At 41.3% G+C, this 18,405-nt stretch carries 19 protein-coding genes; 6 read left to right on the top strand and 13 right to left on the bottom strand.

The window, feature by feature from the left end; genetic code table 11:
* Window positions 1-46 precede the first annotated feature (46 nt).
* The gene (locus tag AC3ISE_RS02790; RefSeq protein ID WP_489222964.1) at window positions 47-454 is read right to left on the bottom strand and encodes a GNAT family N-acetyltransferase; all 408 of its coding nucleotides are present in this window, start codon (window positions 452-454) and stop codon (window positions 47-49) included.
* Window positions 455-531: 77 nt separating this feature from the next.
* Here AC3ISE_RS02790 and AC3ISE_RS02785 point away from each other — a divergent pair, with 77 nt between their 5' ends.
* Window positions 532-807, top strand: a complete 276-nt coding sequence (locus AC3ISE_RS02785) for an acylphosphatase (protein ID WP_489222963.1) — start codon at window positions 532-534, stop codon at window positions 805-807.
* Window positions 808-1,085: 278 nt separating this feature from the next.
* On the opposite strand, the gene AC3ISE_RS02780 is transcribed toward AC3ISE_RS02785, so the two are convergent.
* Window positions 1,086-2,153, bottom strand: a complete 1,068-nt coding sequence (locus AC3ISE_RS02780) for a nitric oxide synthase oxygenase (protein WP_489224246.1) — start codon at window positions 2,151-2,153, stop codon at window positions 1,086-1,088.
* Window positions 2,154-2,743: 590 nt separating this feature from the next.
* Here AC3ISE_RS02780 and AC3ISE_RS02775 point away from each other — a divergent pair.
* From AC3ISE_RS02775 to AC3ISE_RS02760, 4 genes are all read left to right on the top strand, one after another.
* A complete protein-coding gene (locus tag AC3ISE_RS02775; protein WP_489222962.1) occupies window positions 2,744-4,384 on the top strand; it encodes a PTS transporter subunit IIBC in 1,641 nt (546 codons plus the stop codon).
* A 2-nt stretch (window positions 4,385-4,386) separates the two neighbouring features.
* Window positions 4,387-5,178, top strand: coding sequence for an endonuclease/exonuclease/phosphatase family protein (locus tag AC3ISE_RS02770; RefSeq protein WP_489222961.1), 792 nt, complete (start codon window positions 4,387-4,389; stop codon window positions 5,176-5,178).
* Window positions 5,179-5,299: 121 nt separating this feature from the next.
* Window positions 5,300-6,112, top strand: coding sequence for a YihY/virulence factor BrkB family protein (locus AC3ISE_RS02765; RefSeq protein ID WP_489222960.1), 813 nt, complete (start codon window positions 5,300-5,302; stop codon window positions 6,110-6,112).
* A gap of 85 nt (window positions 6,113-6,197) precedes the next feature.
* Window positions 6,198-6,809 (top strand): DedA family protein, encoded by a 612-nt coding sequence (locus AC3ISE_RS02760; RefSeq protein ID WP_489222959.1) that lies wholly within the window; start codon window positions 6,198-6,200, stop codon window positions 6,807-6,809.
* Window positions 6,810-6,835: 26 nt separating this feature from the next.
* Here the strand turns inward: AC3ISE_RS02760 and AC3ISE_RS02755 are convergent, their stop codons facing one another.
* The 4 genes from AC3ISE_RS02755 to AC3ISE_RS02740 all read right to left on the bottom strand — a co-directional run bounded on the left by AC3ISE_RS02755 (window position 6,836) and on the right by AC3ISE_RS02740 (window position 9,428).
* On the bottom strand, window positions 6,836-8,167 hold the full coding sequence (locus AC3ISE_RS02755) for an amino acid permease (RefSeq protein WP_489222958.1): 1,332 nt from the start codon (window positions 8,165-8,167) through the stop codon (window positions 6,836-6,838).
* 87 nt (window positions 8,168-8,254) lie between these two features.
* Window positions 8,255-8,800 carry a 5-formyltetrahydrofolate cyclo-ligase gene (locus AC3ISE_RS02750; RefSeq protein WP_489224245.1) on the bottom strand — a complete coding sequence of 182 codons (546 nt, stop codon included), beginning with the start codon at window positions 8,798-8,800 and terminating at the stop codon, window positions 8,255-8,257.
* Between the two features lie 2 nt (window positions 8,801-8,802).
* Entirely contained in the window at window positions 8,803-8,970 is a 168-nt protein-coding gene (locus tag AC3ISE_RS02745; protein ID WP_489222957.1) for a hypothetical protein, read from the bottom strand.
* Entirely contained in the window at window positions 8,967-9,428 is a 462-nt protein-coding gene (locus tag AC3ISE_RS02740) for a GNAT family N-acetyltransferase (RefSeq protein ID WP_489222956.1), read from the bottom strand. The genes AC3ISE_RS02745 and AC3ISE_RS02740 overlap by 4 nt, the downstream gene beginning before the upstream one ends.
* A gap of 106 nt (window positions 9,429-9,534) precedes the next feature.
* Here AC3ISE_RS02740 and AC3ISE_RS02735 point away from each other — a divergent pair, with 106 nt between their 5' ends.
* Entirely contained in the window at window positions 9,535-10,551 is a 1,017-nt protein-coding gene (locus AC3ISE_RS02735) for an NADP-dependent oxidoreductase (protein ID WP_489222955.1), read from the top strand.
* Window positions 10,552-10,589: 38 nt separating this feature from the next.
* Here AC3ISE_RS02735 and AC3ISE_RS02730 read toward each other — a convergent pair whose 3' ends face one another.
* The 7 genes from AC3ISE_RS02730 to AC3ISE_RS02700 form a co-directional block, all read right to left on the bottom strand.
* Window positions 10,590-11,357, bottom strand: coding sequence for a DeoR/GlpR family DNA-binding transcription regulator (locus AC3ISE_RS02730; protein ID WP_489222954.1), 768 nt, complete (start codon window positions 11,355-11,357; stop codon window positions 10,590-10,592).
* Window positions 11,358-11,373: 16 nt separating this feature from the next.
* Window positions 11,374-12,552, bottom strand: coding sequence for a saccharopine dehydrogenase family protein (locus AC3ISE_RS02725; RefSeq protein WP_489222953.1), 1,179 nt, complete (start codon window positions 12,550-12,552; stop codon window positions 11,374-11,376).
* Window positions 12,549-13,661: a 2-aminoethylphosphonate--pyruvate transaminase gene (phnW, locus tag AC3ISE_RS02720; protein WP_489222952.1), complete on the bottom strand. Its 1,113-nt coding sequence runs from the start codon at window positions 13,659-13,661 to the stop codon at window positions 12,549-12,551. The genes AC3ISE_RS02725 and phnW overlap by 4 nt, the downstream gene beginning before the upstream one ends.
* A complete protein-coding gene (gene phnX, locus AC3ISE_RS02715; RefSeq protein WP_489222951.1) occupies window positions 13,654-14,451 on the bottom strand; it encodes a phosphonoacetaldehyde hydrolase in 798 nt (265 codons plus the stop codon). The genes phnW and phnX overlap by 8 nt, the downstream gene beginning before the upstream one ends.
* Window positions 14,452-16,209, bottom strand: coding sequence for a putative 2-aminoethylphosphonate ABC transporter permease subunit (locus tag AC3ISE_RS02710; RefSeq protein ID WP_489224244.1), 1,758 nt, complete (start codon window positions 16,207-16,209; stop codon window positions 14,452-14,454). It lies immediately after the preceding gene.
* Between the two features lie 6 nt (window positions 16,210-16,215).
* A complete protein-coding gene (locus AC3ISE_RS02705; protein WP_489222950.1) occupies window positions 16,216-17,223 on the bottom strand; it encodes an ATP-binding cassette domain-containing protein in 1,008 nt (335 codons plus the stop codon).
* Window positions 17,224-17,284: 61 nt separating this feature from the next.
* Window positions 17,285-18,349 carry a putative 2-aminoethylphosphonate ABC transporter substrate-binding protein gene (locus tag AC3ISE_RS02700; protein WP_489222949.1) on the bottom strand — a complete coding sequence of 355 codons (1,065 nt, stop codon included), beginning with the start codon at window positions 18,347-18,349 and terminating at the stop codon, window positions 17,285-17,287.
* Window positions 18,350-18,405 lie beyond the last annotated feature (56 nt).

Here is an 18,405-nt window from a genome sequence, read left to right as displayed (position 1 = left end):
GATGACAAGCGCAGTTGCCTAACTCCAACAGACAATTCCGCTTTTCTTAGATTAGCGGTCTTCTCATGCATTCTTCTGTTTCAAAGCCAAACTGTCTGTAAAGATCATGAGCATCCTTGGTGGCAAGGCCCATTTTCGTCTTTTTAATCGCGGGATGGCTGATGATGCATTCCACTAGGAACTTCCCAAGCCCCCGTCCTCTGTATTCCTGGTCAATGATGACATCCATGATCCATGAAAAGACTGCCTGATCTGTTATGACTCTGGCAAAACCGATTTGTCTGCCATCCTGACCGTACAATCCGAAGCACAGAGAGTGCTGAATGCTCTCTTCTATTACTTTTCTAGAGCGGCCCTTTGCCCAGTATGACTCACTGATCCAACCCTCTATCTTTTCAATTTGCAGCAAGGTTTGATCGTTTGACACAAGATATTCGTTTTTCTGCCATTCCATCTGCAGCAGCTCCTCTCTCTTTTTATTTGATTATAATAGGTAAACAACGGGAAATGAGACGTTAGGAGGCGATTTTTATGATAAAAACCTTAAATATGATTGCAGCTGGCCGGGTACAGGGAGTCGGCTTCCGTTTTCACACCCAGAAACTTGCCGCTTCACATGAACTGACAGGCTGGGTTAAAAATAGAGACGACGGAACGGTTGAAATTATGGTTCAGGGAGAGGACAAGCAATTAGAAGATTTCCTGAAGGATTTGAAGGAAGGCAACCGTTATGCTGAGGTAGACGACATTTCAGTAAAAGGGAAACTTCAGTCAGAGACGTTTTCTGAGTTTAAGATTGTGCATTGAATTTGAATTTTCAGCTTGAACAAATTAAGCGGACTCTAATTAAAAACGACCATGAGAATGGTCGTTTTCTATGTGCACTTGGCAAATACAGCAGGAATTCTTCAACCTGTTTTCAGATAAAAGAGAGTTTACTTTCCAAAACGGCTCAAATACTTTCTTAAATGCCCATTTTACATGCAGAAATCAATTAAATACTTTCCAAAACGCCTCAAAAACTTTATTTTTTCCAACAATCTCCTAATTTCTATAAAAAAAACAAACCCCCGCAAGAGCTTGTCCTAATAAGCACGATCCTGATAAAAATAGTTCGGCTTAATGATTTTATTTTCATACTGCTTATGAAAAATATGAGTTGTCGCCGGGGACACTGGAGGAATCAGCCAAGTCCAGTCTCCAGTCACGTCCCGTCCTTCTGACATTTCATTATGTTCAAACCGCTTAAATTGCTGGGCAGCTGTATGATGATCGACGATGCTGGCACCGGCTTCTTTAAAAGAATGCAAAACGGCAACGTTCAGTTCAACAAGCGTTTTGTCTTTCCAAAGTGTCGCATTGGAGGAGATATCCAGCCCCAATAGCGAAGCTACTTTTGGAAGCATGTTATACCTGCCCTCATCCGCCAGATTCCTTGCGCCAATTTCTGTTCCCATATACCAGCCATTGAACGGAGCTGCAGGAAATGTCATCCCGCCTATTTCAAGGCTCATGTCAGAAATAATCGGAACGGCATACCATTTAGCATTCAGCTCACTGAACTCCGGGTATTGAGGATGCGAGATTGGAACCTCCAGCACAATTTCAGAGGGGATCTCAAACCAAACCGGCTCCCGATTTTCTGCCTGAATGACAAGAGGAAGCAAATCATAGTCCGTCCCTTCACCCTTCCATCCAAGTTCTTCGCATTTCTTTGTAAATACGATGGATCCCGGATCGCCGACAATTCCAGAATCTGTTTCGTAGCCTGCATATCTAAGCAGCTGATGATTCCAGATCCGCACTGGCGCAGTTCCATTCTCCCCTGGCTTAAAAATCGTAATCAGCGGACGAATTCGGCCGTTATTTGTTGCATATTCTATATGTGAAAACAGCGCGTCCCTGATTTCTTCTTCCGCAGCAAGCTCTCTTGCATCCACTACTCTAAGCGTGTTCCAAAATAAACGGCCAATGCACTTATTGCTGTTTCTCCAAGCCATCTTAGCCCCATGCTCAAGTTCTTCAAACGTTAAATGATACTGACCCTCTTGACCGAGCAGAGATTTAATTTGCAATAGACGGGAAACGGTTTCTTCTTCCGTTTTGCCGAGCTCATGATAACATTGCCTGATGAATTGCTCTGCTTCAATCATATATTCAAGTTGAGTAGCCACGATAACCTCCTAAATAACCAAGCTTATAAGAAAAGCGGAATCGCCCGGTTAGCTCCGACAGACAGATAAGGATCCGACAGAAAAGGCGCTTTTTGCCTTTACTGGCGGAGCCGTTCTGGCCGAGGAGTTGGGCGATGGAGCTAGACATCAAAGCGCAAAATAAATACTTTCTTATCTCTTAAAGTAAGAACTACGTAAATTTTTCGAAAAAAGATCATATCCGATATCATTAAAGTATAGCATCTCTATTGAAGCATACTTTTACTACAAGCAAAACTTTCATGAACTTTTCTATACGAAAAAAATATATATGAAAGGATTCATGACTAATTCATATGTATCAAGAGATTCTAACACTGCAAAAAAGATATTCTATAAAAATATGAAAAACTTATCATTTTTTTGTTGCAATATGAAAGCCCTTTATTTAAAATAGGTTTATGCAAGCGATTGCACATAGTTGCACTCATAGTTGCACGAATCTATTTATTAAAAATTAGTAAGCAATTCTGCCTAGTAATGAATTCGTTTACAAAAATTATATTTATTAAGGGAAAGAAGGGCAAAAGATGAAGAACTTATTATCGTTTGATTTCTGGCAAAAATTCGGTAAAGCCTTAATGGTTGTTGTAGCAGTTATGCCAGCAGCCGGTATTATGATCTCACTCGGCAAGTTAATCGCCATGTCAGGCGGAGACATCACATTGGTGCAAACGATTGCACGAGTAATGGAAGACATCGGTTGGGGCATCATTACCAATCTTCACATCCTGTTTGCAGTAGCCATCGGGGGTTCCTGGGCTAAGGAACGCGCTGGCGGAGCATTCGCTGCATTAATCGCATTCGTACTAATTAACCGTATTACAGGAGCAATCTTCGGCGTTAACTCTGCTATGCTTGCAGATCCGGAAGCTACTGTAAACTCTTTATTCGGACAAGAATTAATTGTTAAAGATTACTTCACATCTGTTTTAGGTGCTCCTGCATTAAACATGGGAGTATTTGTAGGTATTATTGCAGGTTTCCTTGGTGCAAACCTGTTCAACAAATATTACAACTACAACAAACTGCCGGAATCACTTTCGTTCTTTAACGGCAAACGCTTTGTGCCTTTCGCAGTTATCGGCGGATCTGTTGTAACCGCTGTCGTTTTATCTCTAGTTTGGCCATTTATTCAAGGTCTATTAAATGACTTCGGTCAATGGATTGCAACTTCACGCAACACAGCTCCAGTTGTTGCACCATTTATCTTCGGTGCGCTTGAGCGTCTGCTTCTTCCGTTCGGTCTGCATCACATGCTGACAGTGCCGATGAACTATACGTCTCTTGGCGGAACTTACGAAATCTTAACTGGCGGAAGCGCCGGTTCAACAGTTGCAGGTCAGGATCCTTTATGGCTTGCATGGATTGCCGACTTAAATAACTTCCTAGCTGCAGGAGATACTGCAAGCTATAACCAATTGTTAAACGATGTTACTCCAGCACGCTTTAAAGTTGGACAAATGATTCTTTCTACAGCTTCACTTATCGGTATTGCTTATGCTATGTACCGCAATGTTGACAAAGACAAACGCACGAAATATAAATCAATGTTCTTATCTGCAGGTCTTGCAGTATTTTTAACAGGTGTAACTGAGCCTATCGAATTCATGTTCATGTTTGCTGCTCCACTTCTATATATTGTGTACGCTATTACAACAGGTCTTGCTTTTGCGATTGTCGATATTATCGACATCCGTGTACACTCATTTGGTTTCATTGAGCTCTTAACCCGTACTCCAATGATCATCAAAGCTGGTTTATGGATGGATATTGTGAACTTTGTTCTCGCATGTTTAGTATTCTTCGGTCTAAACTTTGGAATCGCTAACTTCATGATCAAACGATTCAACTTCCCTACTCCGGGACGCAACGGAAACTACATCGATTCTGAAGAGCCTGCTGCTAAAGGCACTGCTGCAGTAAACAGCGATTCACAAGCATCTGCTATCATTACTTTGCTTGGCGGATCTGCTAATATTGAAGATGTAGATGCATGTATGACACGCCTTCGTGTTACAGTAAAAGATTCAGGCAAAGTTGCAGGCGAAGCGAAATGGAAAGAAAATGGCGCTCTTGGCTTGATCATTAAAGACAAAGGTGTACAAGCAATCTACGGACCGAAAGCAGATGTTTTAAAATCTGATATTCAAGATACGTTAGGAGCTTAACCATGAACTTATTAACGCTTAATTGTCACTCTTGGCAAGAAGAAAACCAGATGGAGAAAATCAAAACGCTGGCTAAAACGATCCAGGAAAAATCATTTGATGTGATTGCCCTTCAGGAGGTCAGTCAGCTTGAAAATGAAGCCATCGTCTATGATCAGGTTAAAAAGAACAATTACGCGTTAGTTCTTCTCGATGAATTAAAACAGCTTGGGGTAACCGATTATGAGCTCGTTTGGGGTTTTGCCCATATCGGATACCCTGGGTATGAAGAGGGTCTTGCGATCCTGACTAAACATCCTATCGTGGATTCAGAGGTCTTCTGCGTGACAAAAGGACAAGATACCTCATACTGGAAAACACGCTCGATCGTTCGTGCGACCATCAAATACAATGATAAACTGGTCTCCTTCTACTCATGTCATCTTGGCTGGTGGCATGACGAAGAAGAACCGTGCAAATTCCAGCTTGATTCTCTTCTTCAAAAGCTCGACCGATCTCATCCGTTCTTCTTAATGGGTGACTTCAATAACAGCGCTGAAATAAGAGATGAAGGATATGATTATCTTCTATCAAACGGTTTATATGATACGTATACACTCGCTGAAGATAAGGATTCAGGCATAACCGTTAAAGGCAAAATTGCCGGATGGGATGAAAATAAACAAGATTTGCGCATTGATTTGATTCTATCAAGTGATGAGGTTAAAGTGCTGTCATCAAAGGTTATTTTCAACGGTGACCATAAACCTGTCGTTTCAGATCATTATGGCGTGGAGACAGAGATTAGCATGTAAATGAGGGCTGCTTCTTTTAAAGAGGTAGCTTTTTTTTGCATTTTGTCATCTTTTCTTTTTCTTTTTACGTTTATCCAATATATCTCACGGGGAAATTAAAAAGGTTATAGGGAGGTCGACTATGAAAGATTTGCTAAGAAGAATTCACCAGCACGAATTAAACGACTTATCAGCAGTTATTGCCTATTATTTTTTACTGTCCCTTTTTCCGCTGCTAATTTTTTTAATCGCCATGTTCCCTTATTTTTCGCTCGATGTCACACCACTATTAACGTGGATTAATCACTACGTGCCTTCTGAAACGGCTGAGCTGCTTACAGAACAGATTAGAAGTCTGTTTGGGGAAACAAACAGCTACATACTTGCATTCGGTGTAATAGCGGCGCTCTGGTCTGCAAGCAATGCAACGCATATTTTAATTCGGGCTTTCAACCGGGCGCTTGAGATTAAAGAAACCCGTGCTTACATCAAAGTCCGCATAGATGCTCTGCTTTTGGCAGCAGGACTTATTATTACGATTACAATCGCCCTGCTCCTTCCAGTATTCGGAAAAGTCATCATTGACACCCTGACCCGCTACGCACCTTTTCTTGAAAATATAAATCCGCTGTTGAATCAGGCAAGGTGGATCATTTCATTTTTTATGATTAATTTGGTTTTGCTCGCTCTTTATTATTTTGCGCCAAATGAAAAGCTCGGGTTTTTTGATATCTATTTCGGATCACTTTTAGCAACATCACTCTGGAGCATCAGTTCTTATGGATTTTCTTTTTACGTTGATAATTTCAAAGCCTTTAACGCTGCTTATGGAAGTTTGGGAGGCATTATTATTTTGCTTATATGGCTTTATTTCACTGCCTTCTCCATTCTGCTTGGAGGTGAAATAAATGCCATGCGCGTCTGCCGCAGAAAGAAAAAGTTCTGTCCGGATTGATTTTCTCCTTAATGTACCAGTTTGATATTTATGGAAGCGGGTATTTTCAGAGTAAGAAGACGAAAGAGAGGAGAAAAGAGATCTCATGTTGGATTTCATCATAAATCTGCTGCGGGAGTTTGGAATATGGGGTCTTATGGCGGGTCTTGCAATTGAAGCCTCATCCCTGCCTTTTCCAGGTTCACTTATAACCCTTGCGTATGGCTATTTACTGGATTTATCGATTCTCCAATTAATCTGGATTGCCTTTTTAGGCAGTGCGGTTTACACGGTATTCAGTTTTATTCCTTATTGGATTGGATATAAATTAGAGCATAAAATGAAAAAGAAGCTGACCAAAAAGAAAAAAACCTTCGAGAAAACACAACGCTGGTTCAAAAAATGCGGTCTTTGGAGCATTGCAATTGCACGTCCTTTAGGAATCGGCAACTATATTTCTTACGTTTCGGGGCTGTCAAAAGTGAAGGCTTTGCCATTTGCCGGACTTACATTTTTAGGGGTATTCCCACTGAATATTACGATGCTCTGGCTTGGACAGATCGGCAATCTAAAATCGATTTCTGCTTTCATGTCAGATATGCAGACTTATATTATGATTGCTGTCGGATTAGCGATTATCCTATTCCTTCTATACCGTTTTGTTTACAAGAAGAAGGATTGTCCTGATCCAGCCAGTTCCTCCAGTCAAAAAGTATAATAAAAATAATCCAGGGGCCCCCTGGATTATTTTTTTGCACCAAACAGATAAATCAGTGTCAAAATGATACATATAGACAGAGTGATTATCGTACCGATTGGCGGAGAAGTTATTAATATCCCCACCAGAATGGCAAGTAACGCGATTAATGAAAACCATGATGTATATGGATAGCTTTTCACGAAAAATCCTTTTAGAGCTACACCTGGTTTTCTGCTTTTCAAATGAGCAATTGTAAGTAAAATCCAAATGGTTAAAATCGCGTATCCGGGTACGACCATTAGATAGCCAAATGTTTCACCTTCAGCAAATACAGCAACAATCACTCCTATATATAAGAATGAAGTACTCGCAAGCAGCGCTCTGACAGGCACACGTTTAGAAGATAACTTCGAGAAAAACTTCGGTGCGTTTCCGTCCAAAGCCTGTGTGTACAGAAGACGTGATGCAGCATACATCCCGGTGTTTGCCGCGGATATCACGGCAGTCAGCAGGACGAAATTCATAAATCCTCCGATATATGGAATACCCAGCGTATCAAATACCGTGACAAACGGGCTTTGTTTACCAACCTCATTCCATGGCATCAGACTGACAATGACAAGAATCGGAAGGACGTAAAAGACTAAAATACGTATAATAACGCTGCGTGCTGCTTTTGGAATAACCTTTTCCGGGTTTTCTGTTTCACCAAGCGTCATCCCGATCATTTCGGTGCCGCCGAATGAAAACATGACAACAAGCATGGAAGCAGCAATACCTGATATCCCAAATGGAAGAAATCCGCCGTGCTCAGTAAGGTTTCCAAATCCTGCAGCACTTTCTCCATTAAAACCTGCAAAAATCAAAACTCCTCCAAGTAATATAAACAGGGTTAACACGGATACCTTTAAAGCAGAAAGCCAGTACTCTGTCTCTCCAAATATATTAACTGCAAACAAATTAATAACAGTAATTAAGATAGAAACAATCAATGACAGCAGCCATAGCGGCGTATCTGTAAACCAATATTTCAAAAAACCAGCCGCAGCTGCCATTTCTGCCGCCATAACCAGCATCCAGCTGATGAAATAAATCCATCCTGCAAAAAATCCTGCATATGGACCTAGAACCGTTTGAATCAAATCTCTCAATGTTTTCGCTTTAGGCTGCTGAACAGCCATTTCAGCCATTGCCTGCATGACAAAATATAAAATAATACCCGCTATTAAATAAGATAAAATGACACCGGGTCCCGCAAGCTCAATGGATGAACTGCTTCCCTGAAAGATGCCGGCCCCAATCGCACCACCAAGGGCGATCATGGTGACATGCCTTGATTTCAGTCCTCTTGCTAATTCGTCTTTATTCGAACTCATGCTCGTCTCTCCTTACTAATCTTCTATGCTCTTTTGCAGTACATGTTATCTTAACAAAAAAGCAGAAACGTGAAAACTGCCTGAAATTTAGGTATTTTTCGTCAGCTCCCAAATCTCTTTTAAAACCGGCATCTCTCCTTTTTCCTCTTCCGTCACCTTATCCCAGTGAATCCCGTCCGGTTTGCTGTATGGTGTGTTCGTTTCCATCACACCGAGCTCTGTAACGATATAATCAACAGGTAAATCATATGTATCCACTTCAAACTCTTCCTCTGTCACTTGAATACTGTGAATCGTTGATATAACCGGAACATGAGGATTTCCAAGCTCCCTCATGATGGCATACTCGCGATCTGAATACCCTTCACCTTTGCCGATTCTTCTTCCGTCTTTATGAACAGCGACAGATCCGGCCACAATTAAGTCAACCCTCGGCAGCTCTGATAACGGAACTTCTTTCCCATATTGTTTAATATTCTTTAAGCTGACAGCTCTGCGCTCTTCCCCATCAGGGACCCATTCTCTTTTCAGCATAATAAAGCCTGCTTTTAACCTCGGAGTCGGCACGAGGAGTGTTTTTCCGTCTTTTATGACACGGGCACGAAGAGGAAGCTGCGGCGCATCAGGATTTATTTTTATGACTTCCGCTTTCTTATATACTTCAAGCTGCGCGGCATATTCTGCCGCAGCGCTGCCCCTTTAAAATTCGGAATTCTATTTTTCAAAGGAAACGGAAATCCCCCAAGTTTCTCTTTTTCAAGCCTGTCCCATTTATCCAGGCGAATTTCGTCCTTCGTTTTCATGAAATGTCCTCCTTTCGCATCAAATCTAAATAATGTGTTGAGTTTTCAAATCGATCATCTTCTATAAATCCCGCCTGCTTGTAAAACAGGGACGCTTCCTGAGTATCGGTTCTTAGTACAGCAACATCGAAAAATTCTTCAGCTCCCTTTAAAAGAGCTCTTAATATAAGTTCGCCGGCACCTTGTCTTCTATGTTCTTTTGAAACATAAAATCTTCTTATGCGCCCAGCCTTTTCATTTTGTGAATATGGATCCTGATTTATGCCTCCGATGCCAATCAGTGTTTCATTAATAAAAGCACCCAGCAGCATCTCACCTGGCTTTTGAAACGTATTATCACCTGATTGATAATCAGCAGCGAGTCTTTCCAGAAAACGAAATCCCTCCCGTTTACTTTCCTCTAAAAGTTTTGATATTTCTTCAGTCTTTATAGAATCCAATCGTTTTATTGTAATCATGTTATTCCCTCTTTCTTCTTCATAAGAACATTTTAAAAGGCTCTTTCTTTGCCTTGTACGCTGCAAGGTGATACGTTAATAAAAACGATATCAGGAGGATGAAAAAATGACGTATTCACAAAAACAAATACTGCTTGCAGATCGTCCATCAGGAAAACCAACAGCTGAGACGTTTCAATATGCAGAAGTGCCTGTGCCTACACCCGAGGAAGGACAAGTCCTCATCCGCACTCTGTATTTATCAGTTGATCCATATATGAGAGGCCGGATGAATGAAGGCAAATCCTATGTGGCGCCTTTTCAGCTGAATGAACCGATTTCAGGCGGAGTTGTTGGCGAGGTTGTCGATTCAAAAGGCAGCAAATTAAAACAGGGGGATATCGTCATCGGCAATCTTCCTTGGCAGGAATACTCTGTGGCAGGGGAAAAAGAGGTCCGTCAAATTGACCCTTCCATCGCACCCATTTCAGCCTATCTTGGCATCCTAGGCATGCCTGGATTAACAGCGTATTTCGGTCTGCTTGATATTGGCAAACCTAAAGAAGGCGAAACAGTCGTTGTTTCAGGTGCGGCAGGAGCAGTTGGTTCTGCAGTTGGCCAAATTGCAAAAATTAAAGGTGCACGAGTTGTGGGCATTGCGGGTTCAGATGAAAAAATCAAGTATTTAATTGATGAACTTGGATTTGATGCTGCTATTAATTATAAAACAGAAGATGTAGGAAAAGCACTTAGAGAAGCATGCCCAAATGGCGTGGATGTCTATTATGACAACGTAGGCGGAGAAATTTCCGAAGCTGTTCATAAACTGCTGAATAAATTTGCGCGAATTCCAGTGTGCGGTGCGATTTCAACTTATAATTCAGACGGCGCTGACTTAGGTCCCCGCATTGAAACAACCCTGATCAAATCAAGTGTCCTCATGCAGGGATTCGTAGTCGGCGATTTCTCTTCCCGCTTCAGCGAAGGCGCAAGAGAACTTGCAGGCTGGCTGCAGGAAGGCAAGCTGAAATATGAAGAGACCATCGTGTACGGCTTTGAGAAGATCCCGCAGGCATTCCTTGGCTTGTTTGAAGGAACGAATTTAGGTAAGCAGCTTGTTAAAATTGCTGAGCAGTCAAAATAATAATAATAAAAAAGTCGACCAAATCCGGTCGACTTTTTTTAACATTGAATCCAATCGCAAGGAACATCCCATTCATTCGGCTGATTATCATTTGAGATAATTTTGTCCACTTTTTCAAGAGGAACCATTTTATAGTTGGCGCGTTCATCAATTTTAGAGTTGTCAGCTAAAACGTAAACTTCCTTTGCATTTTGAATGAGTATTTTTGACAAAACCGATTTCTCGAGATCAAAGCAGGTAATTCCATCCTCAGCTGAGATGCCGTCTATTGAAATGAACGCTTTATTTACGTAAAATTCTTTCGCCATTTGCTCCGCCAACGCTCCAGAGGAACGGTAATGCTTGCTTCTCACACTTCCGCCGATAAAAATGACCTCTCCATCAAACAGTTTCTTATTGGCGTATGATATCAAGAGCGACGCAACTGGAAAGGAGTTTGTAATGACAGTTACATTTGAACAGTCACATAAAGGCCTGACCATCTGCAAGGTTGTACTTCCCTCGTCGATAAAAATTACGTCATTTTTATTAATGAAAGATACTGCTTTGTTTGCAATGCACTGCTTTTCTTCAATTCTTATGATTTCCCGTTCAAAAAGTGCTGGTTCTTCCTTTGCTTCAGAAATTTTTACGGCGCCTCCATACACTTTCTTCAGTTTTTTTTCAGTTTCAAGCTCTTCTAAGTAACGCCTGATGGTTTCAGTTGATACGTCAAAATCCTTTGCAAGATCATTGACTTTCACTTTTCCTTGTTTTTCTATTAGCTCCGCAATGACTCGTTTTCTTTCCTCTGCTAATAAAGACATTCCTCAGACTCCTATATTAACGATTATTTTCTTCCAATTTAATGATCTCTTCATGGATAAATATACCACGCTTTTCTAATTGATTAAATATTTTCACTGGATCAGCAAATGCATCCTCTGGAATCACAATTCCTTTTTTCTTAACCTCACCTTTTGCTATCAATTCGGCGGCAATGGCAAATGGAATGGCTACGTTGCGGGTATAGGCTCTTAAACCTTCCCAGCCTTGGACAGTGCCATCTGAAGAAGGATGCGTATGAGTTAAGATGTGCTCCACTCTTTCGCCATCTTTCGTGCCAATGACCTGGATATGAAGAGCATAGCCATAGAGTTCGGTTTCTGAGCCTTCTTTTGATTGATATAAGTATTCAGAGATACAATCCATAATTCCTGCTTCTGTACCGTTCATGATGAATTCATCATTCCGCAAAATACCATAATCATATAATGCCCGCACTAGCTGCATATTTTGCTGCGGCCACGTTCCTCGAACTTCGATTAACTGAACGTCTTTATGCTTTAAAGCTTGAGCAAGTGTTTTCGTTTCTGAGTGAGGAATAATATACTGCACACCTTTTCCATATGGCTGCGGAAGCTCAATCTCCATTGGTCTCGCAAACGGAGGCACTTGGATGAACTCACCATTCTCAAAAACGACTCGTGATGGAAGATTAGGATCATATTCATAGGACGTTGTTTCTGCAATTGAGCGAGAAAACGCAATCGGGCGGAAAGAACCGTGGCTGACTCTTACAGACTCTATTGCATCAAGCTGATTTGCAGCATGCATGGCCATCATTTGAGTCAGGCCGGGTGTCATTCCAAAACCGGGAAGACACGTTTTTTCATTGCTCTGAAATAATTCGTGCATTGAATCCTCTTCGCCAAAACCGTTTAAATTTATGCCATGGCAGCCAGCTTCTGCGATACAAGCTGTTGATTTTCCGTTCAGCGTTATCGTGGTGCCGTCCATTACAATATCATATCCCCGCATTTTGGAGACTGTATCATCATGATCAAACACGTTCACTTTTACAAAATCGACTCGCGGATCATTCAGCCACTCAACAACCTTCATGCCTTCTTCTTCATTGAAATCTGCTACTGTAATTTTTTCAAATTCGGAATGCTCCACTAAATCTAAAATCGCTTCTCTGCAAATTTTTCCAGCTCCGCCTAAACAAAATACTTTCACAGTTTCACAGCCCCTTCTGATGATGTCTCTTTAATTGCCGTTAATAATCGATCTATATCTTCGGGGAAGACCTCGCCGATGTTTCCGATTCTGAAGGTGTCCAGTTTAGAAATTTTCCCAGGATAAATGACAAATCCTTTTTGCTTTAATGCTTCATAGAATCCTTCAAATGTAAACGAAGCGCCTTTAGGATACAAAAATGCCGTAATGATCGGGGACTGGTTTTCTTGATTCAGCAATGGAGCAAAGCCCATACTCTGCATTCCCTCAACAAGTCGGTGCTGATTTTCCTTATAGCGCTCATATCTTGCCAAAACACCGCCCTCTTCTTCAAGCTCAACTAGTGCCTGAAAAAAAGCTCTCACAACATGTGTCGGTGACGTAAATCGCCATTTTCCATTATGTTTTTCCATCGTTTCAAATTGATCATATAAATCAAGAGAGAGAGATCTGGCATTTCCCCTGCATTTGGCAAGCTCTTCTTTTTTCGCAATAATAAATCCAAAACCAGGAACACCTTGAATGCATTTATTAGCGCTGCTGATCAAATAATCGATTTTTAAGGCGGAGACATCAATCGGAATTCCGCCAAAGCTGCTCATTGCATCAACTATCGTGATTAGTCCATGCTCCTTTGCGAGACGGCATATATCTTCAATCGGATTCAGCATTCCTGTTGTCGTTTCACAGTGTACAACAGCAAGATGTGTAAGATCTTTATTCGTTTCAAGCAATTCTTGTATGGATTCGATATCGAGAACGGTTTCCTCATCTGATCTATAAATGATCGTAGGGATCCCCAGGATATCCGCCATTTCAGCGATTCGTTCGCCATATGCTCCGTTGCATGCAACGAGGAGCTTCCCATTTTCTTTCGGGATTACGCTTGAAATGACAGATTCAACGGAAAACGTTCCGCTTCCCTGCATAAGAACAGCCCTGTATTCTTCTGAACCGGGTGCTGCAAGAGCTGTTAATCTCATTCTAATATCCTGAACGATTGCGTTATAATCTTTATCCCACGTGCACCAATCCTTTAGCATAGACTCACGGACGGTTTTTGAAGTGGATAAAGGTCCTGGTGTTAACAGCAAGTATGGATTATTCATGTTCTGTCTGCCCCTTTTCTATTTTTTCCAGTAAAGGAATCAGTTCTGCAAATTCATTCAGCACATAATGAGCACCAGCTCGATAGAAACGGTCCCTGACTTCATCCATCTTTTCCTTTAACTCGTCCTGGTCAAGCCTTCTCACTTCATCTTCCGTCAGTCCAAGCTCATTGCTTCCAAGAATCACTCCTACTGCCCACATGCCAGCGTTGATGCCTTCTTTAATGTCTGAAACGGTATCACCGACTTTTACGAGCTTGTTCATTGGATAAATGCCCATCTCGATTGCATTCATGTAGGTCATCCATGGATATGGGCGGCCCGCTTTTACATCATCAGGAGTAAAAAGATAATCGGGAAAATATCCTTTTTCCTTTGCGTAAGGCGCCACAATTTTCATCATTTCTTTTGTGTAGCCAGTGGTAGAGCCAATTTTTAAACCTTGTTCACGCAGCTTTTGTATCGTTTGAACCACACCTGGAAGAGGGGTTGTAAATTGAGGAAGAATATCAAATAAAATCTTTTCAAACTCTTCGTACATAGACTCAACATCCTGTTCAGCCGGTTCCTGACCATGAACAGTTACCCACTCTTCTTTAATGCGCGGCAATTCGCATAGTGCCCGTATATGATCAATTTTTAATAATCCCATCGGTTTGCGCGCTTCCTCTGCTGTAATGCTCACTTCCCGATTCAGAAAAACTTCTATAAACACCTGAAGCGGAGCAAAGCATCCATAATCAACCGTTGTTCCTGCCCAATCCAAAATGACTCCTTCTATTTTCCCCATTTAAATTTCCTCCTTCAGTGATTTACGATTTTTCATCCATTTTACAATCAGTTCATAGGTAACCCTGACAAGAATATTAGTTGCAACAATTAATATACTCATAGCAGCGGCTGAGGCTAGATTTCCGGCATCATCCATATTGACAATCGATACTGCTGCAAGCTTAAAATCTGCTGTATATAGAAATATGACCGCTGAAACTGTCACCATTGCGTTCACAAAATAATACATTGCTACTTCAAGAATGGCCGGCAGACACATAGGAACCGTCACCTTCATGAAGGTTTTATAAAACGGAACGCCCATAGACTCTGATACGAGCTCAAATTCTTTGTCCAGTTTTTTCAATGCTGTTGTTGCGGTAATAAACGAAACAGAATAAAAGTGAACAATATTTGCTATGACAATAATGGCAATGGTTCCGTACAGAAAATGAAATGGATTTGCTATCGTATATCCAAAGATTGATAGATTTTGCTTGCTGAAAAAAAAGATGTACCCAAGTCCAATAACAAGACCAGGAACTGCAAGAGGAATAAGAGATAAAAAAGTGCTCAATTTCCGGAGTCCAATCATTCCTCTGAATTTTTCAATCATATAAGCAAAAATGAACGTAAAGATCGTTCCAAAGATCGCTGTCAGGACAGCTGCAAGCAAACTATTTTTATAAGCTGTTAAGCCATCGCCCGTAAAGCTGTCAAAGGCAAAATGTTCTAACGTAAATGTCATGTTATATGGCCATATTTTCACGCTGGCAGCAATGAAAACAGCTAAAAACAGGACGCAAACGGCTAATGAAATGCCAGAGCAATAGAGAAATGCTAAACGGTCTCTTAGAGGATTTCGTTTTATTTGATAAGGAACTGCTTTTGAACTCCCAGCAACTTGTTGTTTCCGCTGCGTGAGCTGGTCAACGGCAAAAGCGAGTAACGCCGGAAGCATGAGAATCATGCCTACTGTGGCACCCATCCCCATGTTTTGCTGGCCGATGACCTGCTTATAGACATCTGTGGCAAGAACGTTATATTGCCCGCCTACTATTTTAGGAGCCCCGTAATCTGTAAAACAGAGCGTAAACACGACAAAAATAGAACTAATTAATCCGTACTTCGCTGATGGAAGTGTAATGGTAAAAAACTTTTTCAGCCCGCTTGCGCCCATTGAGTCAGCCGCTTCATATAGCCGCTGATCGGCACCTGATAATGCAACCATTAAAATCAGAAATGCTTGTGGAAAGGTATAAATGGTTTCAGCCATAATGATCCCGATTGGACCATATAAATCGATCTTAAAACCAGGAATCGTATCGAAAAAACCATTTGTAATCAATCCTTGATTGCCAAATAGATACATCAAGGCAATTCCGTGCATCATCGTTGGTGCAAATAACGGAAGCAAAGCAGAATAACGAAAGATTGCTTTTCCATATACATTTGTCCGGGTGATTGCAAATGCATAGACAAATGCCAGACTTACTGCAAGAATTGTCGTGATGCTTGAAACAAAGACTGTATTTTTCAGAGATTGAACTAATATTTCCGATTGAAAGTAGCTGACAAAATTCTGCAGTCCAGTAAAGATTCCATCACTGTCAATAAATGCTTGTACAAACAACATCAGTAATGGGAGCACCAATACAGCAGCAATAGCTAAAAGCGAGAAGATCAACAGCAAACGCTGCAGCCATTCATTTAATCCTGCTTTTTGCCGTTTACGTTTATTCGTTGAAAGCTTTGAATGAGCATTGGCCATTCGCATCTCCATTTAGACAACCACCTGTTCTTTGTAGGCTAACAATCGATGATCTGGCAGCGAAATCTTCAAAGATTTCCCCTTCGAAAGATCCATGCGATGCGCCATATGAGCCGATAAATCAACAAGCAGATTCTGATTGAACAGCTTCGAGTCTTTTTCAGTAATTTTCACTTTCACCCGATAGACTGGACCTTTGAATTCAACTGACTCAATTACTGCAATTGCTCCGTCATCATTTGTAACCTGGACATGCTCTGGGCGAATCGCCATCATTTGGTTTGTGTCTGAATTCAAGAAATTCATAGAGCCGATAAAGTTCGCTACAAATGGCTGATTCGGCTGATGGTACACTTCTTGTGGAGTACCCGCCTGCATGATTTGAGCATGATTCATGACGACAATCCGATCTGCCATTGTTAATGCTTCCTCCTGATCATGCGTAACCATAATCGTTGTGATCCCAATCTTTTCTTGAATGGCGCGAATTTCATAGCGCAGTTTTTCACGCACTTTTGCATCAAGCGCTGATAAAGGTTCATCCAGCAGCAGAAAGTCCGGCTCAAGCGCAATCGCTCTGGCAAGCGAAACCCGCTGTTGCATACCGCCTGAGAGCTGAGCAGGAAATTTGTCTTTAACATGCAGAAGATCTACTAGATTCAAAGCCTCCAGTGCTTTCTCTTTCACCGCTTTTTTCGGATACTTGCGCGTTTTTAGTCCAAATTCAATATTTTGAAGAGCAGTTAGATTTGGAAATAACGCATAGGATTGAAACACGATTCCGAAGTTTCGCTTAGCTGGCGGCAATTCTGTCACATCTTTTCCATTCACATAAACACGACCTGCATTTGGTTCTTCAAGCCCTGCAATGATGCGCAGCAGGGTTGTTTTTCCACATCCGCTCGGACCGAGCAGACAAACAAATTCGTTTTTCCTTATGTCAAAAGATACATTGTTAAGAGCTGTAAACTGATTGAAGTTTTTACTTATTCCTTCAACCTTCAGATAGGAATTCGGCATCTTTACCCCAGCCTTTCTAATGGATTTGGCGAAAACTAAGTTCCCGCCCTATCCTCATTTTTTACTCTTTTGGTTCTGCTTTTTCACCAAATTCTGCTTCCCACTTTTTAAGGATAATATCGCGGTTTTCCGCAGCCCAATTCAGGTCATTGTCCTTGTACATTTTGTCTTCTACACCCTCAGGGAATGCTTCAGTCTTTTCAAACTTGTTTTCCATTGTTGAAAATCCATTTGCATCGTAATATTTCTTCATGACATCTTCTGTAATGGCCCAATCTAAGAAAGCTTTTGCAGCTTCTTCATTTTTCATCTCATTTTTAGCAATAAGACCATTTGCTTCAACATCCCATCCCAAACCTTCTTTAGGGAGGATCACATCTACGGGAGCACCATCTTGTTTTTGAGTAACGCCGCTGTAAACTAATGAAATTCCAATTGGATACTCGCCTGCTGCAGATAACTTAGCAGGCTTTGACCCTGAATGGGTGTAAGTACCGATGTTTTCATGCAGCTTTTCCATATATTCATAGCCTTTTTCCTCGCCCATCATCTGCAGCCATGCATTGACTGTTAAGTATCCTGTTCCTGATGATGCAGGGTGTGGCATAACGATTAACCCTTTGTACTCAGGCTTTATTAAATCTTCATACGTTTTTGGGATGGGCAGGTTTTTCTTTTCAAGCTCCACTTCGTTTACGACGATCCCGGTCATAAATGCTGTGTTTCCAACCCATTTTTCAGGCTGATTTGAATCTTTATATTCCGGAAGAATTTTATCTGAGCCCTTTGGAGTATAGCCTTCAAGCATTTCCTTTCCATCCAGCGCAAGCAGACTCGAGGCAGCAAGGCCCCAAACAACATCAGCTTCAGTATCTTTTCCTTCTGCTAAAAGCTTAGCGGTAATAACTCCGGTTGAATCCCGAACAATATTTAAATCAATATTCGGGTATTTCTCTTCAAAGGATTTTAAGTATTCTGGAATCAGTTCTTCTTCAATAGCTGTGTATACCGTAAGTTTACCTTCTGCCTCTACCTTTCCATTTCCGTTAGAAGCATTCGATCCGCAAGCAGTTAACAAAGTGATTGACATAAGTAAAACGAAAAGCTTAAGAATATGGTTTTTCATTGTTTTTTCTCCCCGTTTCGTGATTTACCTTACAAATACAATATAAAACCACAATG

The sequence above is a fragment of the Metabacillus sp. KH_069 genome, from assembly GCF_057838075.1.
This window is presented reverse-complemented; position numbering and strand designations above follow the sequence as displayed.